This is a genomic window from Curtobacterium sp. MCPF17_031 (assembly GCF_003234035.1).
GTDB lineage: Bacteria > Actinomycetota > Actinomycetes > Actinomycetales > Microbacteriaceae > Curtobacterium.
In genome coordinates, this window is sequence record NZ_QKSG01000004.1 from 256,885 (window position 1) to 281,238 (window position 24,354).

Below are 24,354 nucleotides of genomic sequence, written 5' to 3' on the forward strand. Positions count from 1 at the left end.
CTGATGACCACGACTCCCACGGACTCCGGCACCAAGTCCGGCACGCTGACCACGATCGAGCAGCGCGGCATCGAGCCCGTCCCGGTCGCCGAACGCACCGGCACACCCGGTGCGCTGTTCTGGGTCTGGTTCGCCGCGAACATCTCGATCCTCGGGCTGCCCCTCGGCGCCACCCTCGTCGCGTTCCAGGGCCTGACCGTCTGGCAGGCGCTGCTCGTCGCCGTCATCGGAGCCGCCGGGTCGTTCGCGGTCGTCGGGGTCATCTCGATCGCCGGCCGTCGGGGCGGGGCACCCGGCCTGACCCTGAGCCGCGCCGTCTTCGGCGTCCGGGGCAACATCGGACCGACCGCGGTCTCGCTCCTCAGTCGCCTGGGATGGGAGACCGTGAACACCACGACGGCCGCGTTCGTGCTGCTGTCGCTCTTCACGATCCTGTTCGGCACGGACGGCGGCTCGAAGGCCCACCCGGTCGTCACCGTCGTCGCGATCCTGCTGTTCGTCGCCGCGACGGTGCTCATCTCCGGCCTCGGCCACGCGTTCATCGTCGCCGTGCAGAAGTGGGCGACGTGGGTCTTCGGCGCCCTCAACGTCTTCGTCGCGGTGTTCCTGGTCGCGCGCATCGACTGGGACGTCGTCGGTGCGCAGCCCGCCGGACCCATCGCCGCCATGGTGATCGGCGTCGGCACCATCGCCGCCGGCACGGGCATCGGCTGGGCGACCGCCGGCGCCGACATCGCCCGCTACACGCGTACCAGCGTCCGCGCCGGCAAGCTCGTCGCCGCCAGCGCCGCGGGTGCCGGCATCCCCCTCGTCGTCCTGGTCGGGCTCGGCTCCCTGGTGTCCGCCGGTGACCCGACACTCGCCCAGGCCGGTGACCCGGTCGCCGCGATCCGCGACATGCTGCCCAGCTGGATGGCGGTGCCCTACCTGATCGCCGCGTTCGGTGGGCTGCTGCTGTCGAACCACCTGTCGGTGTACTCGGCGAGCCTCACCACGCTGACCCTCGGCGTGAAGGTCCCGCGGGTGTGGGCCGTCGCGGTCGACGTCGTCATCACCACGCTCGGTGCCATGTACTTCATGCTGGTCGCCGACGGCTTCTACGCCCCCTTCATCACGTTCATCTCGGTGCTCGCCGTCCCGATCACCGCCTGGCTCGGTGTCTTCATCGCCGACATGGTCCGCCGCACCTGGTACGACCCGGCCGCGCTGCTCGACCTGCGCCGCGGTGGCCGCTACTGGTACGCGGGCGGCATCGCCTGGCGTGCCGTGACCGCCTGGGTCGTCGCGATCGTCGTCGGCTTCCTGTTCACCAACGTCCAGGTGGGCGACGCCGACCCGGTCTTCGTCGGCGCGTTCTCGGACACGTGGATCGGTGCGAACGGCCTCGGCTGGGTCGTCACCTTCATCGTCGCCGCGGCGGTCTACCTGCTCACCGGCGGCCCGCGCGGGACCCTGCACGAGCAGCCCGACCAGTCCGCGCCGCTCCCGCGCACCGAGCACACCGTCCGATGAGCCGCCTCGTCTCGGTCGGCAACGTCATCGTCGACATCGTCATGCGCATCGGCGAACTGCCCGAGCCCGGTGGCGACGTGATCGCCGACGGCTCCGAGATCACGGCCGGCGGTGGCCTCAACACCATGGTCGCCGCCCGCCGCGACGGCATGGACGTCGTCTTCGCCGGGCAGTACGGCACCGGACCCTTCGGTGACGTCGTCCGCCGCGCCCTGGCCGACTCCGGTGTCACCGTCGTGCAGCCCGGTCTCCCCGACGTCGACAGCGGCTACTGCGTGGCCCTCGTCGACGCCACCACCGAGCGCACCTTCGTCACGAGCGTCGGCGCGGAAGGGCAGCTCACGCGCGCCGACCTCGACCGTGTCGCACTCCGCGCCGACGACGTCGTCTTCGTCTCCGGCTACGGCCTGGCGCACGCGGTCAACGGCGCGGCCATCGCGGGCTGGCTCGGCACGGTGCCCTCGTCCGTCCGCGTCGTGTTCGACCCGTCACCCCTCGTCGACACCCTGCCGGCCGCCGTCCTGGCCGCCGTGTCCGCACGCTCCGACGTGGTCAGCGCCAACAGCCGGGAGGCCCGTCTGCTGTCCCCGACGTCGGCCACCCTCGCCGAGGCGACCGCGGCCATCGCCGCGGCCGCGCGGGGCACCGCCCTCGTCCGGGACGGTGCCGACGGCTGCTGGGTCGTCGAGTCCGGCGGCGAACCGGTCCTGGTCCCCGGGTTCCCCGTCGTCGCGGTCGACACCAACGGGGCGGGAGACGCACACGACGGCGTGCTGGCGGCGGCGCTGGGACGTGGGGCGGGCCTCCAGGACGCCGTCCGACGGGCCAACGCGGCGGCGGCACTCGCGGTGACCCGCACCGGACCGGCGACCGCGCCGACGGCGGAGGAGACGGACGCGCTGCTCGCTGCGGGGTGAACGGTGCGCGGTGGTGCGAGCCACTGGTTGCACTTCCGGACTCCCGGCGGGCGGCATGTTGTGCACGCAGGGAGGGCACCATGGACGAGCGGACCGAGCGAAGCCGGTACACCCAGCTGCCCCCGACCGTGGACCCGGCCGCCTTCGTGGTCGAGGTCCCGGCGTTCGAGGACGACCGACCCGCTCCTCCGCCGATCCTGCCCGCTGCGGCGCCGGAACTCGTCGCGGCCACGGAGTTCGCCCGCGGCGCCGGCGGACCCCGGACGATCCGACGCACGCGGATCCCGGCCGCATTGCTGATCGCCGGCGTGCCGATCGGGATCGTCGTCGTCATCGCGACCGTCCAGGTGCTGTTCGCGCGCTGATCGCGGACCACCCGTCCGGACCGCTCGCTGCGCTCTGCGGACCAGGCATGCCGCGGGTGTTTCCTGCCCGTCAAGTGTTGGTTACGACCCCGTTTCCGATGCTCGGCAGACGCTGAGTCCCCTCGAAGCTTCCTCATGAGAAACCCTTCACACGAGGAGCCCCTTGCCCAGAACCCGTTCCCGGAGTCGGCTCGCTGCACTGGCGATCACCGCCACGCTGACTCCCGCCCTCGCCCTGACCGCAGTCCCTGCGTTCGCGGCACCGACCCCTGATCCCGTCGTCGCATCCGGCAGCGACTGGGACGTCACCACCACCCCTGGCGGGTACCTGGTGTCCCTCGACCTCGACGAGCCCCTGCCGATGGTCGACGACGCCCCGACGCTCGTCGTCGACGGTGAGCCGGTGGGTCTCGCGACCGAGTCCGCCGACGGCCGCACCCTCCAGGTCCTCACGGCCGACCGGTCCGTCGCCGACGCGACCGACGTCAGCAAGGCCTGGTCGAGCGGTGACGAGGACAAGGCTGCGGAGACGACGACGGCCCCGGTCACGCCGCCCGTCCCCGAGAACCGGACACTCAAGCGGCAGATGAAGTCGCTCGCGACGGCCGCTGCCGTCGAGGACCCGTCGACCGCGGGCGCCTACTCCGTGACGGAGGCGGAGTACGACTTCGGCGACCAGGCGATCCCGCTCGCGGCGATCGGCGGCATCCGGGGTGAGCTCACCGGGAAGATGTACCTGACGAGCGCCGCCGGTGCGCGCCCGACCGTCGTGCTGCTGCACGGCCGCCACACCTCGTGCGCCGGCACCGGTGCGAACCCGCTGCGCTGGCCCTGTGGCCCGACGCAGTCGAACGTCCGCTCGTACCTCGGGTACGAGGGCACGGCCCGGGCGCTCGCGACCCGCGGCTACAACGTCGTCTCCATCGCGGCGAACGCCGTGAACTCGAACGACAACCAGCTCGCGCTCGACTACGGCGCCGAGGCCCGCGGCCAGCTCATCCTCGACACGCTGGGGATGCTCGGCAAGGCCGATGCCGGAACGGCCGTCTCCTACGACGACGTCACGACGGCGACCGACGCCACCCCGAGCACCACGACCACCCGCACCCTCGACGACGCCCTCGTCCGCGCGACCACCCGCACCGACCAGCCGGCCGTCGCTTCCGGTCTCACCGCAGCGTCCTTGAAGGGCCGGTTCGACCTGAGCCACGTCGGCATCATGGGCCACTCCCGCGGTGGTGAGGGCGTGGTCTCGGCCGCCACCCTCAACCAGGCGCTCCCGAAGCCGTACGGGATCGAGGCGGTCCTGCCGCTCGCGCCCGTCGACTTCGGCCGCATGACGCTGCCCGACGTCCCGACCGCCGTCTTCCTGCCCTACTGCGACGGCGACGTGTCGAACCAGCAGGGGCAGCACTTCATCGACGACTCCCGCCACGCCTTCGGCGACCAGGTCCTCCGGTCCGCCGTGTGGGTGATGGGCGCGAACCACAACTTCTTCAACACCGTGTGGACCCCGGGCCTGTACCCGGCGGCCACGGGCGACGACTGGCGGACGAGCGACACCACGTCCACCTGCTCGACGACCAACCCGACCCGCCTCACCGCGGCGCAGCAGTACCAGGTCGGCGTCAGCTACATGACCGGCTTCTTCCGCCTGACCATGGGCGGCGAGACGCAGTTCCAGTCGATGTTCGACGGATCGGTCAAGCCCGCGACCACCGCGACGCCGTTCGCGGACGTCCGGACCATGGCGACGCAGCCCACCGGGAAGACCCAGCTCGTCACCGACTTCACGACGTCCAGCTCGCTCGTCCGCACGGTCGGTGGCGCGACGGCCGCGGTCTGCACCAACCTGACCGGTCGCACGCTGCCGCAGTCGAACCCGTTCTGCGCCACGACGAAGGCCTCCGCACAGGTCCCGCACTGGACGCCGGGCTCGTTCGCGCCGAACGTCCCGACGTTCCCCACCACCCGCTTCCTCTGGACGGGTGCCTCGACGACGGACCCCGCGGTGCCGAGCACCGGTGAACTCCGTGTGTCCGTCCCCGCCTCCGCGCGCAACGTCACCGGCAGCACACAGATGACGCTGAAGACCGCACCCGACGAGGCCGTGCCCACCGGCACCGACTTCCGGGTCACGGTCCTGGACGGCTCCGGAGGCAGCTGGTCGACCGCCGCATCGGCGATCAACCCGCTCGCCGTCAACCGGATGCCGGGCGGCACGAACACCACGCTCAACAAGATCGTGCTGCAGCAGCTCGCGATCCCCACGGCTTCGATGACGGGCGTCGACCTGACGGACGTCCGCGAGGTCCGCTTCACCGCGGGCGTCGGCGCGGACGGCACCGGGACCGGTGGCGTGTACCTGTCCGACCTCGCCTTCGGCACCCCGAGCGTCGGCACCGCCGTCGCGGCGACCCGCACCACCGTGAACGTCGCCCCGACCACGGTCGAGGAGGGTGACGGCCCGGGCACCGCCGACGTCGCCGTCTACCTGTCCCGCGCCTCCGACCGGCCGGTCACCGGCTACGTCAGCGTGCTCGGCTCCGCCACCGGGTCGGTCGGTGTCGGCATGGAGCGCGTGACCTTCGCGCCCGGCGAGACCTGCCAGGCCGTCACCGTCCCGACCGCGGGCAACACCGCGGTCTCCGCGACGCCGAGCTCGGCGTTCAAGGTGAGCGTCACGAACACCCGGAACGCGGTCATGGGCGCCACGGCGTTCACGAACCTGACGGTCCGCGAGGACGACGGTGTCACGGCACCGGCGACCGAGCTGCCGCCCGTCGGCGCGCAGGGTGACGTCTGCGCCGAACGCGCCGCCGCGGTCACCCCGGTGACCCTCGGTACGTCCGCCGACACCGTCGCACCCGGCGGATCGGTCGAGCTCACCGGTACCGGCTTCCGCGGCGGTGAGACCGTGACCTTCCGCTCCGGCACGACGGTCATCGACACGGTGGTCGCCGACAGCGCCGGCACGGCCAGCTCGACCCTGCGGATCGCGGAGGACGCCGACCTCGGTGCACTCGCCGTGTCCGCCGAGGGCGCCGGTTCCGGCCGGGAGGCCCAGGCCACCCTCGCGGTCCTCGCACCCACCGAGACGGTCCTGTCCGTCACCCCGGCCGAGCCGGTCGCAGGCGACGAGGTCGTCCTGACCGCCACGGTCACCGGCCGCGACACCGACGGCACCGTCACGTTCCGCGACGGCGAGCCCTCCGCTCGTGCCCGTGCCGCCGCGGCGACACTCGGAACGGCGGAGGTGACGGACGGGGTCGCGACGCTGACCCTGACCGACGGGTTGAGCGCCGGTGACCACACGCTGGTGGCGGCGTTCGGCGCGACCGCCACGGCGGACGCGTCCGCGTCCGACCCGGTGGTCGTCACCGTGGCGGCAGCACCGGTGGTGCCGACCCCGACGCCGACGCCGACCCCGACGCCGACCCCGGCTCCCTCGCCGGGAGCCGGAACGCCGGGAGCGGGAACACCAGGTGGTGGGACGCCGAGCACGCCTGCACCGGGCGGCACCGCAGGGACGCCGACCGGCACCGTCGGCGACCCGGGCTCCGGCTCCGGGCCCGCGGGCGGTGCGGTCACCGAGCGGCCGGGCTCCCTCGCCTGGACCGGTGCCGAGATCGGGTCGGCGGCCCTCGCGGCGCTCCTGCTGCTGACGGCCGGAGTCGGGATCACCGTGGCACGTCGTCGACGGACCGAATGAGGTCGGTGAGCTGATCCGGAGCAGGGCCGTACCCGGGGGGGTGCGGCCCTGCTCGCTGCGGTCAGCGTGGAGTGCCGTGCGGCGTGCCGGACCGGGGCGTCACTCCGTCTGTCGCAGTTCGGCCACGTCGCCGTCGGAGCACGTCGAGACGCCGGTGACGCTGTAGCGCTGCGGGTAGGCGTTGAAGCCCACCGAGGTCACGGGGCCGTCGGCGCCTCGGACACCCGTGAATGGGTCGGCACCGCCGCTGGCGAAGCGCTCCGTCGTGATCCCCTTGCCCTCCCAAAGCTCCTCGACCATGCGGATGTCCGTTGCCGGCGTGGAGCCGTCGGCGCCCTTCCGCTCGAGTATGTAGACGAAGCGAGCGCCGTCCCTCCCGTCCGGCTGCTCGCACACCTCGGCATCAGGGCCGCGGTAGAGCGCCCAGTCGCCACCGACTGCCTCGGTCGTCTCCTCGACGACGTCGACGACGGTGCTCCTCGCTTGATCGGGAGGCACGACGCGTCCGGGCGGGTCGTTCCCACAAGCGGTGAGTGCGAGTGACGCACCCACGAGGACCAGAGCGACGGTGGTGGTCCTCCTGCTCTGCGATCGAGGCCGGGTCACTCTTCGCGACGCAGTTCCTTGACGTCGCCGTCCGAGCACTTCGAAATGCCGGTCATGGTGTAGCCCTGTGGGTACGCGTCGAAGCCCACCGTGGTGACGGGACCGCCCCTTCCGTTCACGCCGGTCAAGGGGTCCGCGCTCCCGCTCTGGAAGCGCTCGGTCGTGATCCCCTTGCTCCTCCAGAGCCTCTCCACGGTGCGGATGTCCGCAGCCGGCGCAGGACCATCGGCGCCTTCCCGCTCGAGGATGTACACGAAGTGTGCGCCCTCTCCGCCGCCGGGCTGCTCGCAGACCTCAGCAGCGGGACCTCGGTACAGCGTCCACGCACCGCCCACCGCACGGGTCGACTCCTCCACGAGGTCGACGATCGTCTCCTTCGCATCCGACGGATCGGTGGTGTTGCCGCTGCAGCCGCTCACGGTCAGTGCCGTCGTCACGAGGAGCGCAAGGCCGGCACACGTTCGTGTGTGCATCACTCTGGCTGCCGGAGGTCCTTCACGTTCCCGGAGGCTCCGCCGCTGACGAAACGCTCGGTCGTGATCCCCTTGCTCTTCCAGAGCTCTTCGACGGTGGCGATGTCGGTCTCAGGAGCCGAACCGTCCGCCCCGGCCCGCTCGAGGATGTAGACGAAGCGAGCGGGCGCAGGAAGTGCACCGGCTGCTGTGACGGTCACTCCGACTTGCGCAGTTCGCTCACGTTCCCGTCGGCGCACTGGGACACCCCGGTGACGCTGTAGCCCTTCGGGAAGGCGTCGAAGCCGATGGACGTCGTCGGGCCGCCGGAACCGCGGACTCCGAGCAGTGGGTCCGCGCCGCCGCTCTTGTAGTCGGTGACCTCGATCCCATCGCTCTTCCAGAGTGCCTTGATCTTGCCGAGGTCCGCGGTCGGGTCACCGGTCGGTTGGTCGACCCTGTCCATGATGTAGACGTAGCGAGCCTTGTCCTCAGCGCCCTCCCCGCAGGCTTCCACCGACGGACCGCTGTACACCTCCCACTTGCCGCCGATCGCAGCGGTGGAGCGTTCGACGAGGTCGACGATCGACTTCTTGACGGTTGACGGCTTCACGGTGATGCCTCCGGGCGTGCTGCTTCCGCAGCTGGTCAGGGTGAGTGCGGCGGTCACGGCGACGACGGCGATGAAGCCCAGTCGCCCCGCCCGGTGGGTGCTTCGGTTCATCGTCAGGGCGCTCTCATCATCTCTTCGAGGAGTGACTTCTCGAAGTCGGTCAACCCCTTCGGCTCGTACGCGGTCATGCGTTCAGGCTGTCCGGTGGTGGCGTACCCGACGTTCGCGAGCGACTCGGTGTTGAGGTCGAGGTAGCCTTCGCCGTCGGGTGTGCTGACACCGTGGTCCTTCACCCCGCGCATCGTGTCATCGCCCTCGATCCCGTCCGCGCCGAACGCCGTCGCACCGAAGTCGCTCGAGGTGGGGTCGATGTTGTGCACCGGGCTCAGCCGACCCGACGCGGCCCACTGGTCGCCCTTCTCGTCCCCGGGGATCGCCCAGACGTTGCGCGCCTGGCCCGCGTACACGTGGTCGGCGTGGATGTCGTCCGCCGTCGGGATCGAGTTCGGGATCCCAGCGGATCCGATCGTGGTGAACGTGTCGACCTGGACGCCGGGTTGCGTGAGACCGAACGCAGACGTGGTTGACCCGTAGGAGTGCGCAACGACGTTGGTGACGGGCATGTCTCCGGACCGGACCGCATCGAGGCCGCGCACCGACGCAGCGAGGTTGTCGCCGCCCGGCTTCGCGTAGCCGTTGAAGAGCACGCCTGGGTCTGCGCTGCCCGACATCACTGGAACGGGAGGAGCCTCGTACCCCATCCAGGCGATCACCGCTCGGTCGGCCGGGCCCCCCTTGCGTTGCTGGTCGTAGATGTTCTGCGCGGAGTTCGTCCACGAATCCATGCCCGTCGTCGAGGAGCCCATGCCGGGAACCGCCCAGGTGACGTCCTTCGCCGTGTCGAGGTTGCCGATGGACACCGCAGCGAGTGGTGGGACGTCCTCGGTCAGGGTGATCAGGTACCGGTCGCCGTTGTGCTTGTGCTTGTCCAGGGAGTCGTCGATGTTGCGCAGCGCGTCGAGGTTCGTCGACGCCCGACTCCACGCAGCGCCGTTGTCGTAGGCGATCGTCGACTTCAGCGCTTCGACCTCGTCCGCTGCCTCGGTGATCCGAGCCTTCAGCACGACCCGGTTCGCCGTCGAGCGGGCCCAGTAGTCGACACCCTCCAGGTTGCCGAGCTTGCCCAGTACCGGGAGCGGGAGGGACTTCAGGTCCGCTGCGTCCGCCGACGTGTAGCCGAGCTTCGCCCAGAGTGCGGCGACCTCGGCCGGAGTCAGGCCGGGGGCGAACATCTGCTGCATCGCGGGGGGCAGGTCGGCAGCGGCGGACACGTCGAGCGTCGCGTTCGAGAGCGACCCGTGGCCTCCCGCCCGTTCGAACGCGTCGGCGATCCGGTCGGCCCACGCGGAGTCCTCACCGTTCTCCTCGAGCAACCGGTTGAACCCGATGAAGAAGGTCGCGGACGAGATGCGGACTCATCCACAGGAGCCGGTGAAGCCGTGCCAAGCGTTGAGCAAGGTCGTCTGCTTCTCCGCGGTGCTCCGGTCGAGAGCGCGGTAGTCCCTGGCGAAGGACCGCAGGTTGTCGGGATCGGCGGAGCTCTTCCCGCTGGGCGTGCCACCTCCGGTCCGCGTCCGAGCCCGTGCCGAGAACGCGGCCGAGATGCTCGGCGGCGCGATCGGCGTCTCAGACGGCTTGAAGTCGAAGCTCGGCGGCTGTGGCGTCGGGAAGAGGCTCACCGGTGCTTCGGCAGCCTTCCGGTCGCGTTCGTCCTGCCGTACCTGCCAGGCCGCGAGGTCCTCTCGCCGCTCTCGTTCGCGTTTCGCTGCCGCCGTCGCGTCGTTCACCTGGTCGCCCAGGTCGTCGAGTACCGATGCCAACTTCGGGCGGTCGGCTGCCTCGATCCGCGCGGATTCCTCGAAGCGCTTGGCGTACGCGCCGTCGAAGTCGTCGGTGCCGAGCTCGACGGCTGCCCGTCGACCCGCCCCCTGACCGCGGAGCTGCTCAGCGGCAGCGCTCGCCGCACGCACGAGCGCATCGGCTGACGCTTCGTCGTACTGGATGTCCCCCACGAAGTCTTCCCCCTCTGCGCGCCCGCCCCGGGCTCGTTCTTCCGACTGTACCCATCGTTCCGGACGGGAGGCGCGGACCGGCGCCGGCCCGCGCCTCCCGTCCGGCGGTCCCGCCGCCACCGCGCCCACGCGACCCGAACACGGGACTGGTGCCGCCACTGGTCGCGCACTTGACTCGTTCCAGGGCACCCCGCCCTGCCACGACCAGGGAGGCCGACCGTGCGCACACTCGTCTACACCAGCACGCAGACCCGACCGATCTCGGACTCCGAACTCGCGCAGATCCTGGCAGTGGGACGCGAGAAGAACACCCGGCTCGGCATCACCGGCATGCTCGCGCACCGCGACGCCAACTGCATCGGCATCATCGAGGGCGAGGACGACGTCGTCCACGAGCGCCTCGAGCAGATCCGCCTCGACCCGCGCCACACCAACGTCCGGGTGCTCTGCGACGACCCGGTGCAGCAGCGCTCGTTCCCGGACTGGTCGATGGCGTTCCAGCCCCTCGACCCGCTGATGCGCGAGGTCCCGGGCTTCAGCGACCTGTTCGACACGCAGCGGCCGACGGACGCGGAGTTCGGCGCGTCCCGAGCCCGCGCGCTGCTGGAGTGGTTCCGCAAGCACCCCCTCGCTCCGCTGACGAGCCAGGACCCGGCGGACGCCGAAGCCCCGCGCACGCGGGTCCTGAACGGCGCGATCGCGGTGCTGCACGACGCCGGCACGGCCGCCTTCTCCACCGAGGCGGTCGCCGAGCGGTGCGGCATGCGCGTCGCCGAGATCGAGGGGCTCTTCCCGAACCGGCACGCCCTGCTCGCCGCGACCGTCGAGCGCTGGAGCCTGGCGGTCTCGGCGCCGCTCCTGCCGATGATCACCGAGCGCGGCACGGTCGCGTTCCTGCACGCGCTGCTCGCCGCGCACGTCGAAGAGCCGGGCCTGATGCGTCTGCTCGCCTCGATCCTCGGCGCTGCCACCGACCCGACCGTCGACGGTGCCGACTACTACCGGTCGGTGTACCTGCAGTTCCGGCAGACGATCCGGACGGCGCTGGCCGCGGACGTCCGAGACGGCCGCGAGCCCGCCACGATGGACCCGGAGCGGGGTGCGCAGCAGCTCCTGGCGCTCTACGACGGGCTCCGGCTGCAGGCGCTGCTGACGCCGGACACGGACCCGGTCGACGCGTTCGACCGTGCGGCCGCCCGGATGCGCCGCGGTTGGTCCGAGCAGTACGAGCAGCCGACGTACTGGGACATCCCGGTCACCCCCACCCGCTGAGCGCCGACCACCAGGCCGACGGAACGGTCTAGCCGTGGAGTGGGGGCGGTGGAGCACTCCCGGTTCCGCCATGATGGCTCCAGGGCGCGGACCGGGTATCTGCGCTCTGCTCTCTCACCCAGGGTGGTGAGCCGGCCGTCTGGTCGCCTTCGGGTGGTGATCAGGCGGCCGAACGCGTTCGTCCGGGGACCGGCACTTGTCCGCCGTTCGTCCGACTGCGGAGCATGTCGGATCGGGTCTAGCGTCGCGACCGTGCGGCAACGGGGCCGCACCGGTCATGAATCGAGCATCATGCAACGACGGATGAGAAGCCTCGTCGCCCTCGCCGTGAGTGCCGGCGTCGTGGGGGCGCTGGTCCCGGCGATCTCGGCCCAGGCGGTCACGACGAGCGACACCCCGGACTTCGGCAGCAGCGTCAAGGTCTACAGCCCTTCGACGCCGACGTCGACGATCCAGGCGGACGTCGACGCGGCGTTCAACTCGCAGCTGCGCAGCACCACCGCACAGTTCGGATCGCAGCGGTACGCCTTCATGTTCAAGCCCGGCAACTACGGCCGGGTGTGGGCGAACCTGGGGTTCTACACCTCGGTCGCGGGCTTGGGGAAGAACCCCGACGACGTCACGATCAACGGCGCGGTCAACGTGGACTCGGGGTGGAACGCCGGCGACGAGTCGAACGCCACGCAGAACTTCTGGCGCTCGGTCGAGAACCTGGCGATCGTGCCCGAGGGCGGCACCGACCGCTGGGCGGTGTCGCAGGCGGCGCCGATGCGCCGGGTGCACATCAAGGGCAACCTGACCATGGGTCCGTCGAACCAGGACGGCGGCCAGGGCTACTCGTCCGGCGGGTACATCGCGGACAGCAAGGTCGACGGCACCGTCACCTCGGGCTCACAGCAGCAGTGGTACACCCGCAACTCCACGCTCGGCTCGTGGCAGGGCGGCAACTGGAACATGACGTTCTCGGGCGTGCAGGGCGCTCCGGCGAACGACTTCTCGAAGAGCTACACGACGCTCGCCACAACGCCGACGACCCGCGAGAAGCCGTACCTGTACATCGACTCGTCGGACAAGTACCACGTCTTCGTGCCGTCGCTCAAGCAGAACTCGAGCGGCGTCACCTGGCCGAACACCGGCGGCACCGACATCCCGATGCGGAACTTCTACGTCGCGCACCCGGGCGACTCGGCGGCGACGATCAACAGTGCGCTGGCGCAGGGGCTCAACCTGTTCTTCACGCCCGGCACCTACCAGCTCGACTCCGCGCTGAACATCACGCGGGCCGACACGGTCGTCACCGGCATCGGCTTCCCGACGCTCGTCCCGACGCGGGGCAACGCCGTGCTGACCTCGTCCGACGTCGCCGGCGTGAACGTCTCGAACCTCGTCGTCGACGCCGGAACGCAGAACAGCGCGCAGCTGCTCCGTCTCGGCACCAGCGGGTCGCACGTCGACCACGCGGCCGACCCGCAGAGCATCCAGGACGTGTTCTTCCGCGTCGGCTCGAGCATCCAGGGCAGGGCGACGACGACGCTGCAGGTGAACGCCGACGACACCCTCGTCGACCACATCTGGGCCTGGCGCGCCGACCACGGCGGAGCCGCCACGGGCTGGACGGTCAACACCGGCGCGACCGGTGTCGAGGTGAACGGCAACGACGTCCTGGCCACCGGCCTCTTCGTCGAGCACTACCAGAAGTACGAAGTGCAGTGGAACGGCAACAACGGCCGGACGATCTTCTTCCAGAACGAGATGCCGTACGACGTGCCGGACAACGCCTCGTGGCAGAGCCCGACCGGCGCCGGGTACGCGGCCTACAAGGTGGCGTCGACCGTCACCAAGCACGAGATCTGGGGCGGTGGCGTCTACTGCTTCTTCAACACCAACAAGTCGGTGCACGCCGACCGCGCCTTCGAGGTCCCGCAGACGGCCGGCGTGAAGGCGCACGGCCTGGTCACGGTGTCCCTCGGTGACGTCGGCACCATCTCGAGCGTCATCAACGGCGTCGGCGGTGCCGTCCCGACCCCGGCGGGCAACACCGCGCCGAACCGGGTGGCCAGCTACAACTGACCCGCGGTCGCGACGCGACCACCTGACGGACGGGAGGCCCGGTGCAGCTGACACCGGGCCTCCCGTCCGTCTCGTGGTGCGTCGGTCAGGACCGCTTCGACGACCGCGGCAGGAACGTCCCGTCACGCAGCGACTGTTCGATCTGCTCGAGCGAGCGCCCCTTCGTCTCCGGCACCCGCAGGAACACGAGTACCCACCCGAGCACGTTGAGGGCTGCGTAGACGAGCATCGTGCCGCCGAGCCCGATCCACCCGGTCAGCGTCAGTGCCGTCGAGGTCACGAGCAGGTCGGCACCCCACAGCACCATCGCGTGCAGGCTCGTCGCCGCGGCACGCACCCGCAGCGGGTACATCTCGGAGCCGATCAGCCATCCGACGACCTGGATGCCGCCGGCTTGGAAGAACATGAACAGCAGGATCAGCACGATCGTCAGCACGGGGGAGGGCTTGCCGCCCTGCACGAAGAACAGCACGCCGAAGGCACCGATGCTCAGTGCGGCTCCCGGCAGCATGACGAGCGTCAGCCGTCGGCGGCCGACCCGGTCGACGATCCGCGACCCGACGAAGGTCATCAGCAGGTAGACGACCCCGACGCCGACGTTGGCCCAGAGCGAGTAGACGTGCGGGAAGCCCGCGTCCGTCAGGATCGTCGGCGTGTAGTAGATCATCATCTCGAGGCCGGTCAGCTGTGTGAACGCGGCCACGATCAGGCCCGCCACGAGCGCGGGACGGACCCAGGGCTTCCGGAGCTGCGCCCACTGCCCCGAGCGCGAGTCCGGTTCGGCGTCGTCGAGTCGCCGGATCTCGTCGAGTTCGTCCTCGGCTGCGCGGTGGGTCGGCCGCAGCCATCGCAGCACCTGGCGTGCCGGCCCGACGCGGTCCTGGGAGACGAACCACCGCGGGCTCTCCGGCAACCGCAGCATCCCGAGCAGCAGCACGATCGCGGGGGCCGCGGCGACGCCGATCATGAACCGCCATGACACGACACCGTTGAGCGTCACCCCAACGAGCGCCGCGGCCAGGATCCCGACGCCGATCGCGCAGTTGAACACCGTCACCAGGCTCCCGCGCCGCGACCCCGGCGCGATCTCGGCGATGTACGTCGGGATCGTCTGCGTCGACCCGCCCACCGCCAGGCCGAGGAAGAGCCGGCTGAGCACGAGGAACACCGGGCTCGGCGACACCGCGGCGAACAGGACGCCGAGGATGAAGACCGCGGCGATGAGCAGGATCGTGCGGCGTCGGCCGATCCGTGCCGAGACCGGACCGGTCAGGAAGGCGCCCAGGATCGCGCCGACGAGGATGGACGCGGTGATGAACTCCTTGACGGCCGAGCCGATCGAGAACTCCTTGCCGATCTCGATGAGGGTGCCCGAGATCACGCCGGTGTCGTACCCGTAGAGCAACCCGCCGAGTGCGGCGATGAACGCGACGCGCGTGACGTGGTGCCGCGTGGTGCGGGCCTGCTCCGCACCGCCGTCGTCGTCCGGGACCGTCGGAGGGACACCGGCGACCTGGTCCTCGGTGCTCGTCGTGTTCGTCATCTGCGCCCTCCACCTCGCCGCGTCCGGCACGCGCCGGACCGGCGGTCACGGTAGACGGGGTGGGGCGAGTGGACGAGGAGCTTGTACGGATCGCGCCGTGCCGGGCACGTCCGGGCAGCGCAGTGGCGGGTGGACGGACGGGAGGCTCCCCACCAGCTGATGGAGCGCCTCCCGTCCGTCGTCGTGCGCGGTCCGTCAGGGCTGCAGCGCCTCGAGGTCCTCGAGTAGGGACGGGTGCGTCGGCTCCCACCCGAGCGCCTGCCGGGTGTGCACGCTGGACGACGGCTGGTCCATGGCGAAGATCGGCCCGAACGGCCCGAACGTGTCGTCCGGCACGGACTCGACCGGCAGGCCGAGGCGACGACCGACCACGGTCGCGATGTCGACGACCCGGTCACCCTCGTCGGCGACGGCGTGCCATGCGGTGCCGCCGGGTGCGGACTCGAGCGCGAGCCGGAAGAGCGCAGCGGCGTCGCGGGCGTGCACGGCGGGCCAGCGCTGCTGGCCGTCACCCGGGTACCCGGCGACCCCGGTCCTCCGCGCGGCCTGGGTGAGCAGCCCGGCGAACCCGCCCTGCCCGTCCTCGTGGACCGTGCGGGGCATCCGGACGGCGGAGGTGCGGACGCCCTGCGACGACAGTGCGAGCAGGTCGTTGACGGCGACCGCGCGGCTCGCGACCGGCCCCTCGATCGGCAGCGGGTCGGCCTCGGTCGAGGCACGCCCGTTCACCCACGGGGTGCCCGAGACGGTGACGAGCGGCTTGTCCGTCCCGATCAGTGCGGCACCGAGGGTCGCCATCGCCTCACGTTCCTCGGTCAGTCCCTGCTCGAGTGCGTCGGCGCTGCCGTAGTCGCGGCTGAACGCGAGGCTGATGACCCCGTCGGTGCGGGTGGCGCCGTCACGCAAGACGTCGAGATCGGTGAGGGAGCCGCGCAGGGCCTCGGCACCGGCGGTCTCGAGGGCGGTGGCGGAGGCATCCGAGCGGGCGAGCCCGAGGACGGTGTGGCCGTGGGCGAGCAGCTCGGCGACGACGGCGGTGCCGATCGTGCCGGTGCCACCGGTGACGAAGACGTGCATGGGGACTCCTCGAGTCGAGTGATGGGACATGTGTACCGTCACTGTAGACCCGCGATGGGACAATTGTCCCATCGGCTAGGATCGGACCATGGCGCGATGGGAACCAGGGGCACGGGATCGACTCGTCATCGCCGCCGTCGACCTGTTCACTGAGCAGGGCTACGACGCGACGACCGTGACGGAGATCGCCGAGCGTGCCGGTGTCACGAAGAGCACCTTCTTCCGGCACTTCCCCGACAAGCGCGAGCTGCTCGTCGCCGGGCAGGAGACCCTGAGCCGCCTGCTCGCCGAAGGGATCACCGGGGCCCCGGCCGACGCGAGCCCCCTGGAGGCTGTCGCCGCCGGACTCGAGCGGGCCTCCGGCGAGATGGGTCCCCGGAACCGCGAACTCGGGCCACGACTGAAGGCCGCCGTCGCGGCGAGCACCGAACTGCAGGAGCGCGACGCGTTGAAGAGCGTCGGCATGGCGGCCGCGATGACCACGGCGCTGCTCGAACGCGGGGTGCCCGAGACGACGGCCCACCTGGCCAGTGAGATGGGGGTATTGGCGTTCAAGCAGGGCTACGCCCGCTGGTCAGAGGGCGAGCGGAGCGACGACGACGGGCTGGCACGCCACGCGCTCGAGGTCCTGCAGGAGCTCCGGGCCGCGACGGCGGCCCTCGGCTGATCGCAGCCACGACTCAGTCGCGGGCGACGACGCCCTGCCGCAGCATGTCGCGTGCCACCCGAGAGCGCGGGATCACCCACAGCGCACTCCACAGCGCGAGGCCGGCCCACAGCCCGAGCAGCAGCAGTGTGATCACGGTGCCGTGCTGGTCGCGCATCGACCAGGTCATCGCACTCCAGAACACAGCGAGCACGATCTTGCCCCATCCTGCGGTCTGCTGGTCGGCCTGGGCCTGCAGTCGCGGGACCCAGATCTCGGCGGGCACCCCGCTCGGCACGTGCCGTTCGGTCACCCAGCGCTGGACCATCACGACGTTCTCGTAGCCGCCGTCGACCCGCCACGACCGCAGCTGCAACCAGCCGGCGACCGCGGCACCGACCAGGGCTGCGGGCAGTCCGACGGTCACGAGCACCTGCGGGGTCGCGGTCTGGAACGACGACAGGACGAGCATGGTGAACACGAGCGCGAAGCCCGCACCAGCCGCCGCGCTGCCGAGCAGCCGGAGCCGCCCGGCTTCGTCGATCTCACCGATGCCGTGCACGCTCCGACCGTACGCGCGTGAGCGGACGTGCCGCCGGTCGCCGGGACAACACACAGGAGGCCCGTCACCGGTCTCGTGGACCGGTGACGGGCCTCCCGTCTGTGTCGTGGTCGCGCCCGGAGAGCTCAGTCTCCGGCGTTGATGAGTCCGAGCCAGCGGCCGAAGCCCGTCGGTTCGTCGTCCTGCAGTCGGAACTGCGGGTGCTGGGCCACGTCGGTGCGCTGGCCTGGGGTGCGGTCGTCGTCGATCACGGCGGACTCCTTTCGTCGAGGTGATGATCTGTACACGCGCAGCCCTGCGCGCATTCCCGCTCCGGTGTGGTTCACGGGGTACGTCCAGCGGAGACGCCCGTGTCCCGGCGAGACGCCGCGATCGTGCCGGGACGCCGCCGATCCCTGCGGCGTCTCGGCCGTCCCCGGGGCGTTCCACACAGACGGGGGCGTCTCGCCGTGGCAGGACCGGCCGGGCGACCGGGGGACAAGCCCGCGGAGGCGCTGGACCCGCCAACCCGCCGTGCTGGTAGTCCTGGGGGATCGGCTGCGCCCAGTGGCCGAGGACGAGGTGGGACCCCATGGCCGACGCGAGGACCTACGACGACTCCGGGTACTGGTACCCCGACCGCTCAACGAAGACCGGCGTGGAACTCCTCAACGCGATGCGCCGCTACCGGTCCGCCGAGGTCGCCATGCGGCAGCGCACCCGCGACACCATGCAGCTCGGCCCGACCGACATGGCCGCCGTCCGCCACCTGCTCCAGGCCCGGCAGCGCGGCACCGTGGTGAAGCCGACCGGCCTGGCGGAGCACCTCGGGATCACGACCGCGTCGACCACGGCCCTGGTGAAGCGACTCGTCGCCGCCGGCCACGTCGAACGCCGCGCCGACCCGAGCGACGGTCGCGGGTTCGTGCTCGTCGCCACCGACAACGGCGACGACACCGTCCGGTCGCACCTGACCGGGGTCCACGCCCGGATGATCGCAGCGGCGGACCGGCTGTCAGCCACGACCCTCACGGAGATGAGCGCGTTCTTCGCGGAGATGACCGCCGCGATGGACGACGCAGCGACCGGCGACCTCGTGCCCGACGACGCCCGCAGCGCCGGGGCCGTGGCGCTGACCGCACACCACTGACCCCGGCGCCGAGTGGCGCTGCTCGGTCCACCCCGCGAAAGCGACAGATGTGCGCGTGCGGTCCGCGCTGATCTGTCGCTTTCGCGGGCAAGTACACGCGCCCCGCCCGCCACTGTCCCCGACTCGACGCGACGGGAGGCCCGGCTCGGCCGGGTCCCGCCCCTCGCGTCAGGCGGCCGTCACGGCTGACTCGGGAGCCAGGAAAGCGGCGCCGAGTGCGGCGAGCGGCTGGTCGAGGGGCGCGAGGAGCACGCGTGACGACAGGCCGAGCGACGCGACGAAGGGGGAGGAGCGTGCGGCCTCGTCGAAGTCCGCACGCAGGGGCAGGAGGAGGCGCTGGCCGAGGGCGGCGAGCCCACCGCCGATGACGACGGACTCGACGTCGGCGGTGACCACGAGGATCCGGACGGCCGAGGCGACGCCGCCGACGAAGCGGTCCCGCACGGCGGTCGCCGCCGGGTCGCCGTCATCCGCACTGTCGAACACGCTCGTGGCGGTGCTGCCCGGGTGCCCGGGCCAGGCGGTGGCGAGTGCCGAGCCGGACGCGACGGTCTCCAGGCAGCCGCGCTGCCCGCACACACACACGGGGCCGTCGGCGAGCACCGGGATGTGGCCGACCTCGCCGGCGTTCCCGCGGGCTCCACGCCAGAGCCGGCGGTCCACCACGATGCCGGCGGCCAACCCCGTGCCGATGTTGAGGTAGGCGTGCGGGCCGTCGAGGTGCATCGCCTGCGCCGCGCCGAGTGCCGCGACGTTGACGTCGTTCTCCACCTGCACGGGCAGCCCGACGTGGTCGGCGACGAGCGGGCCGAGCGCGACCTCGGACAGCCCGAGGTTCACCGCGTGGCGGACCCAGCCGGTCTCGTGGTCGATGAGCCCGGGGATCCCGATGCCGACCGCGGTCGGTGTCGTGCCGGTCCGTGCCCGCAGCGAGTCGATCACCTGCAGCGTGTTCGCGACCACCGTCTCGGCACCGAAGCCGGTCGCCACGCGGACCCGGTCGACGGTCTCCCCGGTCGGAGCGACCGCGACGGCGTCGATCTTCGTCCCGCCGATGTCCAGGCCGATCCTCATCGGGGACCGGTCGTCGGGGTGTCCGGCCTCGGCGTCGAGGACGCGGCGTCTGGGCTGCGCATGCGGGTTAGTAAACACGCCTTACGCATCCGTGGCAAGCAGTGACTTCCGCCTGTTTCCGCCAGATCACGCGCTTGTTACGGCTGCAGATCGGGTCTTGACAGGCGATTAGGAACGGTCCTTTACTAAGGCAACCGCTCGGAGGGAGGAGATCTGATGCCGAACGAGACGGACGCACAGACCGCCTTCGGCGCGCAGCTCCGACGCCCGCGCAGCAAGGCGCTCCCACAGCACAGCCGGGCCCACAACCGCTCGCTGATCCTGCAGACGCTCTTCACCGACGGGGCCATGAGCCGCGCCGACCTGTCCCGGCAGTCGGGCCTCACCCGCCCGACGGTCAGCGGACTCGTGGCGGAGCTCGAGGCCGACGCGCTCGTCACCGAGCTCGGCCCGCGGGAGGACCTGCGGGTCGGCAAACCCGCGACCCTCATCAACCTCAACGTCGACGCCTTCCACATCGTCGTCGTCGACCTGTCGCTCCCCGACCACTTCGTCGGCGCCGTCACGAACCTCCGCGGCGACGTCGTGAACAGCGCGAAGATCGAGGTCGACGGCGCCACCGGGGAACAGGCCGTCGTCCGCATCATCCGGCTGGTGGAACGCCTCACCACGATGACCACCCGCCGGTTGCTCGGCATCGCGGTCGGCTGCCCCGGGGTCATCGACGCCGCGGGCACCGTGCTGCACTCCGTGGCCCTCGGCGCCGGCCTGCCGCTGCAGGAACAGCTCACCGAGCACTTCCGGCTGCCCGTGCACGTGCTCAACGACGCCAACACCGCGGCCCTCGGCGTGCACGCCTTCGAGGTCGAGCCCGGCAACGACCTGCTCGTCGTCGCACTCGAGCACGGTGTCGGCACGGGCATGGTGCTCGGTGGCCGTCTGGTCCTCGGCGAGCGGTTCGCCGCCGGTGAGATCGGACACCTGACGATCGACGAGGACGGCGAACCCTGCCTGTGCGGTCGTCGCGGTTGCCTCGAGGTCCTCATCGGCGCCGAACACCTGACCCGCCGGATCGCTGCGTCGCCCGACGACCGCGACGAGGTCCTGCGCTCCGCCGGCAGCACCCTCGGCGGTGTCCTCGCGCCCATCATCAGCGCGGTGAACATCACCGAGATCGTCGTCACCGGCCCCGCCGACCTCGTCCAGGGCCCCTTCATCCAGGCCGTCCGCGTGACGGCCACGGCACGGACCCTCGCGAGCGTCGGCAACGACCTCTCCGTGACCGCAACCTCCACCAACAGCGACCTGATCCTCCGGGGCGGAGCAGCCTTCCTGCTCGCCGCGGAGCTCGGCGTGAGCTGACCCGACACCGACACAGCAGAACGACCACCAAGGAGAAGCAATGCGTACGAAGAAGTTCGCGGCAGCAACTGCCGTGGCCCTGACCCTCGCCATGGGCCTGACGGCCTGCTCCAGCGCCGGCAACGCCGGCAGCGGGGGCGGCGGCGGGACCAAGGACGTCGCCGACGTCAAGGGCGACGGCAAGACGCTGACCGTGTGGGCCATGACCGGCGACTACTCGGACAAGACGATCGCCGCGATCAACAAGGAGTTCGAGGCGAAGACCGGCGCGAAGGTCAAGGTCCAGATCCAGCAGTGGGACGGCATCACGACGAAGATCTCCACAGCCCTGGCGACGAACACCCCGCCGGACGTCCTGGACCTCGGCAACACCCAGGTCGCGAGCTACGCCGCCAACGGGGCGCTCCTGGACCTGACGCCGTACAAGAAGGACCTCGCTCAGGGGCAGACCTGGCTCGGTGGGCTCTCGGACCCGGCGACCGTCGACGGCTCGCTGTACGGCGTCCCCGGGTTCGCCGGTGCCCGATCGGTCATCTACAACAAGCAGATGTGGGCCGACGCCGGCATCACCACGGCCCCGACCACGTACGAGGAGCTCACCGCTGACCTCGACAAGGTCAAGGCGAAGAACACCGCCAGCGACTTCTCCGCGTTCTACATGCCCGGTCAGTACTGGTACGCCGGCATGCAGTTCGTCTGGGACGCGGGCGGCGAGATCGCGACCGAGCAGGACGGCACCTGGAAGGCCGGCTTCGGCGACGCGAAGGCGCAGCAGGGTCTGGCGGACTTCAAGGAGTTCGCGAACGACTACTCCTCGAAGGCCTCCGCGACGCTCAACACCGACAGCCCCGACATGAACCAGGTCTTCGCCGACGAGAAGGCCTCGGCGATCCTCAGCACCAGCGGCACGCTCGGGCTCGTCGAGCAGGCGAACCCCGAGATGACGGCGGACAAGCTCGGCACCTTCCCGTTCCCGGGCAAGTCCGGCAAGACCCAGCCGGTGATGCTCGGCGGCTCCGACTGGGGTGTCGCCGCCAAGTCGAAGAACACCGACCTGGCCCTGCAGTGGGTGAAGATCGCGTCCGGCCCGGAGATGCAGAGCAAGTACGTGTACGGCGACAACGGCTGGATCCCGAACAGCACCGACGGCATCAAGGCCGCCGACTCGACGCTCAGTGACATCAACAAGGGCTTCTTCACGGCAGCGCTGAACTCGAAGGCCACGCCGGCGAACTCCCGGTGGGCCGACCTCGAGGGTGACCAGAGCATCAACAACCTGTTCTCGAGCATCGTCTCCGGCTCGAAGACCCCGGAGGAAGCCGCCGCGACCTTCGACAAGGCAGCCGACTCCACGCTCAACAAGGAGTAGGCCGCACTCCTCGACCGACGCAGGACGGTGCGGGCACCCCGGCACACGCCGCGGCACCCGCACCGTCCGCCCCTCACGGAAAGGCCAGACGTGACCGTCTCCGCCACCCGCCCGAGCCAGGAGCGCACCGACCGTCCGACCCGCTCGCGCGACGACCGGCCCGGTGGGTCACCCCGCCGTCGCGCCACCCGCTCGTTCGCCCCGCTGTGGCTCCTCACGCCGGCGGGCCTGGTGCTCGTCTTCGTGACGATCGCCCCCATCGTCTTCCTGGTCTTCACGTCGTTCACCGACTACGACCAGCGCTCGCTCTACACCGGTGCCTACGACGCGGTCGGCCTGGCGCAGTACGTGCAGATCCTCACCGACCCGGCGTTCTGGGCTTCCCTGGTGCGCACGATCCTGTTCACCGCGGCGATGGTGCTCGGCAGCATCCTCATCGGCGCCGGTGTCTCCCACCTGATGACCCGGCTCGGGGTGGTCCTCCGCTACGCCGTGACGATCGTCCTCATCTGCGCGTGGGGCATGCCGAACGTGGCGTCCTCGCTCGTGTGGAACTGGTTGTTCCAGCCGGGCTACGGCGTCGTCAACTGGATGCTCACGCAGCTGCACGTCTTCGGCGACATGACGAACACCGACTGGGGCAACAGCGCCGGTCTGGCGTACACGTCGATCTGGATGCTCGTCGTGTGGCAGGCGGTGCCCTTCATCGCACTGACCCTGTACGCGGCCGAGACCCAGATCCCGCTCGAGGTGAAGGAAGCCGTCCGACTCGACGGCGGCTCCGAGTGGACGGTCTACCGCGTCGTCACCATCGAGTACCTGCGGCCGACGCTGCTGCTGGTGACGATGCTGTCGATCATCTGGGACTTCAACGTCTTCAACCAGATCTGGCTCGTCTCGCAGGGCGGCCCGGACGGTGCCACCTCGACCCTCGGCGTCTTCACCTACATCACCGCCTTCGTCGGGCACGACATCGGCACCGGCTCCGCGGTCGCCGTGATCGCTGCGCTGATCCTCATGGTCCTCAGCGCCCTCTACATCCGGAACCTCGTCCGATCGGGAGAAGAGCTGTGACAACCGCACTGCCGACGGGCATCCCCGTCGAGGCCGACGTCCCCGCAGCCGTCCCGACCCCGAAGGGCGTCGCCGCCACCGAACGCATCCGTCGTCGACGTCGTCCGGTCAAGTGGGTCAGCAGCACCATCGCCGTGGTCTTCTGCGTGGTGTGGATCTTCCCCGTCTACTGGATGGTGAACACCGCCTTCAAGCCGCGGTCGGAAGCGCTGACGAGCACCCCGCTGTTCGCCCCCGCACACCCGACGGTCGAGAACTTCGTCACCGCGTTCACCCGCGCCGACTTCCTCGTCTACCTGAAGAACTCGAGCATCGTCGTGGTCGGGGCGGTCGTCCTGTCGCTGGTGCTCGGGATCCTGGCGTCGGCGGCACTGTCCCGGTTCCGGTTCCGCGGACGTCGGACCATCCTCGTGGTGATCCTGCTCGTCCAGATGCTGCCCGGCACCGCGCTGCTCATCCCGCAGTTCCTCATCTTCAACCAGACCGGACTCACCGGCAGCTACGCCGGGCTGATCCTGGCCTACGTCGCCGCGGTGCTGCCGTTCTCGATCTGGGTGATGCGCGGGTTCTTCCTGGCCATCCCGATGGAGATCGAGGAAGCTGCCCGCATCGACGGCGCGAGCACCTGGCAGGTGCTGACGAAGGTGCTGTTCCCGCTCGTGATGCCCGGCATGATCGCGACGAGCGTCTTCGCGTTCATCGCCGCGTGGAACGACTACATCGTCGCGTACACGTTCATGCAGGACCAGGCGCACTACACGCTGCCGGTCTGGTTGGCGTCCTTCACGACGCAGACCGCCGGCACCGACTTCACCGGACAGATGGCTGCCTCCGTGCTGTTCTCGCTGCCGGTCGTGGTGTTCTTCATGATCATCCAGCGCAACCTGGTCTCCGGCATGTCCGCCGGTGCGGTCAAGGGCTGAGCCT

At 70.7% G+C, this 24,354-nt stretch carries 23 protein-coding genes; 12 read left to right on the forward strand and 11 right to left on the reverse strand.

The features are described 5' to 3' along the window. Positions 1-3 precede the first annotated feature (3 nt). The 4 genes from DEJ31_RS08590 to DEJ31_RS17170 all read left to right on the forward strand — a co-directional run bounded on the left by DEJ31_RS08590 (position 4) and on the right by DEJ31_RS17170 (position 6,506). Positions 4-1,512: a cytosine permease gene (locus tag DEJ31_RS08590; protein WP_110902826.1), complete on the forward strand. Its 1,509-nt coding sequence runs from the start codon at positions 4-6 to the stop codon at positions 1,510-1,512. After that, complete coding sequence (locus tag DEJ31_RS08595; RefSeq protein ID WP_111121648.1) at positions 1,509-2,429, forward strand: PfkB family carbohydrate kinase; 921 nt, start codon at positions 1,509-1,511, stop codon at positions 2,427-2,429. Before DEJ31_RS08590 ends, DEJ31_RS08595 begins: the two co-directional genes overlap by 4 nt. 80 nt (positions 2,430-2,509) lie before the next feature. Beyond that, positions 2,510-2,794: a hypothetical protein gene (locus tag DEJ31_RS08600; RefSeq protein WP_111043587.1), complete on the forward strand. Its 285-nt coding sequence runs from the start codon at positions 2,510-2,512 to the stop codon at positions 2,792-2,794. A gap of 163 nt (positions 2,795-2,957) precedes the next feature. Beyond that, positions 2,958-6,506 carry an Ig-like domain repeat protein gene (locus DEJ31_RS17170; RefSeq protein WP_181433481.1) on the forward strand — a complete coding sequence of 1,183 codons (3,549 nt, stop codon included), beginning with the start codon at positions 2,958-2,960 and terminating at the stop codon, positions 6,504-6,506. A gap of 99 nt (positions 6,507-6,605) precedes the next feature. On the opposite strand, the gene DEJ31_RS08610 is transcribed toward DEJ31_RS17170, so the two are convergent. From DEJ31_RS08610 to DEJ31_RS08635, 6 genes are all read right to left on the reverse strand, one after another. Further along, the gene (locus DEJ31_RS08610; RefSeq protein ID WP_146243122.1) at positions 6,606-7,058 is read right to left on the reverse strand and encodes a hypothetical protein; all 453 of its coding nucleotides are present in this window, start codon (positions 7,056-7,058) and stop codon (positions 6,606-6,608) included. 50 nt (positions 7,059-7,108) lie between these two features. After that, complete coding sequence (locus DEJ31_RS08615) at positions 7,109-7,468, reverse strand: hypothetical protein (protein WP_146236673.1); 360 nt, start codon at positions 7,466-7,468, stop codon at positions 7,109-7,111. 116 nt (positions 7,469-7,584) lie between these two features. Next, entirely contained in the window at positions 7,585-7,785 is a 201-nt protein-coding gene (locus DEJ31_RS08620) for a hypothetical protein (protein WP_110902820.1), read from the reverse strand. Then, entirely contained in the window at positions 7,782-8,288 is a 507-nt protein-coding gene (locus DEJ31_RS08625) for a hypothetical protein (RefSeq protein ID WP_110902819.1), read from the reverse strand. Before DEJ31_RS08625 ends, DEJ31_RS08620 begins: the two co-directional genes overlap by 4 nt. A 2-nt stretch (positions 8,289-8,290) precedes the next feature. Further along, entirely contained in the window at positions 8,291-9,610 is a 1,320-nt protein-coding gene (locus DEJ31_RS08630; protein ID WP_111121650.1) for an alpha/beta hydrolase, read from the reverse strand. A 42-nt stretch (positions 9,611-9,652) separates the two neighbouring features. Next, on the reverse strand, positions 9,653-10,249 hold the full coding sequence (locus DEJ31_RS08635; RefSeq protein WP_111121651.1) for a hypothetical protein: 597 nt from the start codon (positions 10,247-10,249) through the stop codon (positions 9,653-9,655). A 219-nt stretch (positions 10,250-10,468) separates the two neighbouring features. On the opposite strand from DEJ31_RS08635, the gene DEJ31_RS08640 reads away from it, so the two are divergent. Both DEJ31_RS08640 and DEJ31_RS08645 read left to right on the forward strand, forming a co-directional pair. Further along, positions 10,469-11,521, forward strand: coding sequence for a BLUF domain-containing protein (locus tag DEJ31_RS08640; RefSeq protein ID WP_111121652.1), 1,053 nt, complete (start codon positions 10,469-10,471; stop codon positions 11,519-11,521). Positions 11,522-11,824: 303 nt separating this feature from the next. Further along, a complete protein-coding gene (locus tag DEJ31_RS08645; protein ID WP_111121653.1) occupies positions 11,825-13,591 on the forward strand; it encodes a hypothetical protein in 1,767 nt (588 codons plus the stop codon). 85 nt (positions 13,592-13,676) lie between these two features. Here the strand turns inward: DEJ31_RS08645 and DEJ31_RS08650 are convergent, their stop codons facing one another. Both DEJ31_RS08650 and DEJ31_RS08655 read right to left on the reverse strand, forming a co-directional pair. Continuing rightward, entirely contained in the window at positions 13,677-15,134 is a 1,458-nt protein-coding gene (locus DEJ31_RS08650; protein ID WP_111043583.1) for a sugar porter family MFS transporter, read from the reverse strand. A gap of 195 nt (positions 15,135-15,329) precedes the next feature. Further along, positions 15,330-16,211: an SDR family oxidoreductase gene (locus tag DEJ31_RS08655; RefSeq protein WP_111121654.1), complete on the reverse strand. Its 882-nt coding sequence runs from the start codon at positions 16,209-16,211 to the stop codon at positions 15,330-15,332. An 88-nt stretch (positions 16,212-16,299) separates the two neighbouring features. Here DEJ31_RS08655 and DEJ31_RS08660 point away from each other — a divergent pair, with 88 nt between their 5' ends. Continuing rightward, positions 16,300-16,878 (forward strand): TetR/AcrR family transcriptional regulator, encoded by a 579-nt coding sequence (locus tag DEJ31_RS08660; protein WP_110902812.1) that lies wholly within the window; start codon positions 16,300-16,302, stop codon positions 16,876-16,878. Between the two features lie 13 nt (positions 16,879-16,891). Here DEJ31_RS08660 and DEJ31_RS08665 read toward each other — a convergent pair whose 3' ends face one another. Then, complete coding sequence (locus tag DEJ31_RS08665) at positions 16,892-17,419, reverse strand: hypothetical protein (protein ID WP_111121655.1); 528 nt, start codon at positions 17,417-17,419, stop codon at positions 16,892-16,894. A gap of 125 nt (positions 17,420-17,544) precedes the next feature. Next, positions 17,545-17,670 carry a hypothetical protein gene (locus DEJ31_RS17580; protein WP_258366233.1) on the reverse strand — a complete coding sequence of 42 codons (126 nt, stop codon included), beginning with the start codon at positions 17,668-17,670 and terminating at the stop codon, positions 17,545-17,547. A gap of 320 nt (positions 17,671-17,990) precedes the next feature. Here DEJ31_RS17580 and DEJ31_RS08670 point away from each other — a divergent pair, with 320 nt between their 5' ends. Beyond that, complete coding sequence (locus DEJ31_RS08670; protein ID WP_111121656.1) at positions 17,991-18,548, forward strand: MarR family winged helix-turn-helix transcriptional regulator; 558 nt, start codon at positions 17,991-17,993, stop codon at positions 18,546-18,548. A gap of 168 nt (positions 18,549-18,716) precedes the next feature. Here DEJ31_RS08670 and DEJ31_RS08675 read toward each other — a convergent pair whose 3' ends face one another. Then, positions 18,717-19,622, reverse strand: coding sequence for an ROK family protein (locus tag DEJ31_RS08675; protein WP_111121657.1), 906 nt, complete (start codon positions 19,620-19,622; stop codon positions 18,717-18,719). Positions 19,623-19,838: 216 nt separating this feature from the next. On the opposite strand from DEJ31_RS08675, the gene DEJ31_RS08680 reads away from it, so the two are divergent. The 4 genes from DEJ31_RS08680 (at position 19,839) to DEJ31_RS08695 (ending at position 24,350) form a co-directional block, all read left to right on the forward strand. Further along, entirely contained in the window at positions 19,839-20,984 is a 1,146-nt protein-coding gene (locus DEJ31_RS08680; protein WP_111121658.1) for an ROK family transcriptional regulator, read from the forward strand. A 40-nt stretch (positions 20,985-21,024) separates the two neighbouring features. Further along, positions 21,025-22,353, forward strand: a complete 1,329-nt coding sequence (locus DEJ31_RS08685; RefSeq protein ID WP_110902807.1) for a sugar ABC transporter substrate-binding protein — start codon at positions 21,025-21,027, stop codon at positions 22,351-22,353. Positions 22,354-22,443: 90 nt separating this feature from the next. After that, positions 22,444-23,427, forward strand: a complete 984-nt coding sequence (locus DEJ31_RS08690; RefSeq protein WP_110902806.1) for a carbohydrate ABC transporter permease — start codon at positions 22,444-22,446, stop codon at positions 23,425-23,427. Then, complete coding sequence (locus DEJ31_RS08695; RefSeq protein ID WP_220034852.1) at positions 23,424-24,350, forward strand: carbohydrate ABC transporter permease; 927 nt, start codon at positions 23,424-23,426, stop codon at positions 24,348-24,350. Before DEJ31_RS08690 ends, DEJ31_RS08695 begins: the two co-directional genes overlap by 4 nt. Positions 24,351-24,354 lie beyond the last annotated feature (4 nt).

Bases quoted from the DNA above. Each gene is read 5' to 3' on its own strand.
- DEJ31_RS08590 (WP_110902826.1), top strand. From the start codon at position 4: ATGACCACGACTCCCACGGACTCCGGCACCAAGTCCGGCACGCTGACC.
- DEJ31_RS08600 (WP_111043587.1), top strand. From the start codon at position 2,510: ATGGACGAGCGGACCGAGCGAAGCCGGTACACCCAGCTGCCCCCGACC.
- DEJ31_RS08680 (WP_111121658.1), top strand. From the start codon at position 19,839: ATGCCGAACGAGACGGACGCACAGACCGCCTTCGGCGCGCAGCTCCGA.
- DEJ31_RS08595 (WP_111121648.1), top strand. From the start codon at position 1,509: ATGAGCCGCCTCGTCTCGGTCGGCAACGTCATCGTCGACATCGTCATG.
- DEJ31_RS08675 (WP_111121657.1), bottom strand. From the start codon at position 19,622: ATGAGGATCGGCCTGGACATCGGCGGGACGAAGATCGACGCCGTCGCG.
- DEJ31_RS08685 (WP_110902807.1), top strand. From the start codon at position 21,025: ATGCGTACGAAGAAGTTCGCGGCAGCAACTGCCGTGGCCCTGACCCTC.
- DEJ31_RS08670 (WP_111121656.1), top strand. From the start codon at position 17,991: ATGGCCGACGCGAGGACCTACGACGACTCCGGGTACTGGTACCCCGAC.
- DEJ31_RS08650 (WP_111043583.1), bottom strand. From the start codon at position 15,134: ATGACGAACACGACGAGCACCGAGGACCAGGTCGCCGGTGTCCCTCCG.
- DEJ31_RS08660 (WP_110902812.1), top strand. From the start codon at position 16,300: ATGGCGCGATGGGAACCAGGGGCACGGGATCGACTCGTCATCGCCGCC.
- DEJ31_RS08655 (WP_111121654.1), bottom strand. From the start codon at position 16,211: ATGCACGTCTTCGTCACCGGTGGCACCGGCACGATCGGCACCGCCGTC.
- DEJ31_RS08645 (WP_111121653.1), top strand. From the start codon at position 11,825: ATGAGAAGCCTCGTCGCCCTCGCCGTGAGTGCCGGCGTCGTGGGGGCG.
- DEJ31_RS08625 (WP_110902819.1), bottom strand. From the start codon at position 8,288: ATGAACCGAAGCACCCACCGGGCGGGGCGACTGGGCTTCATCGCCGTC.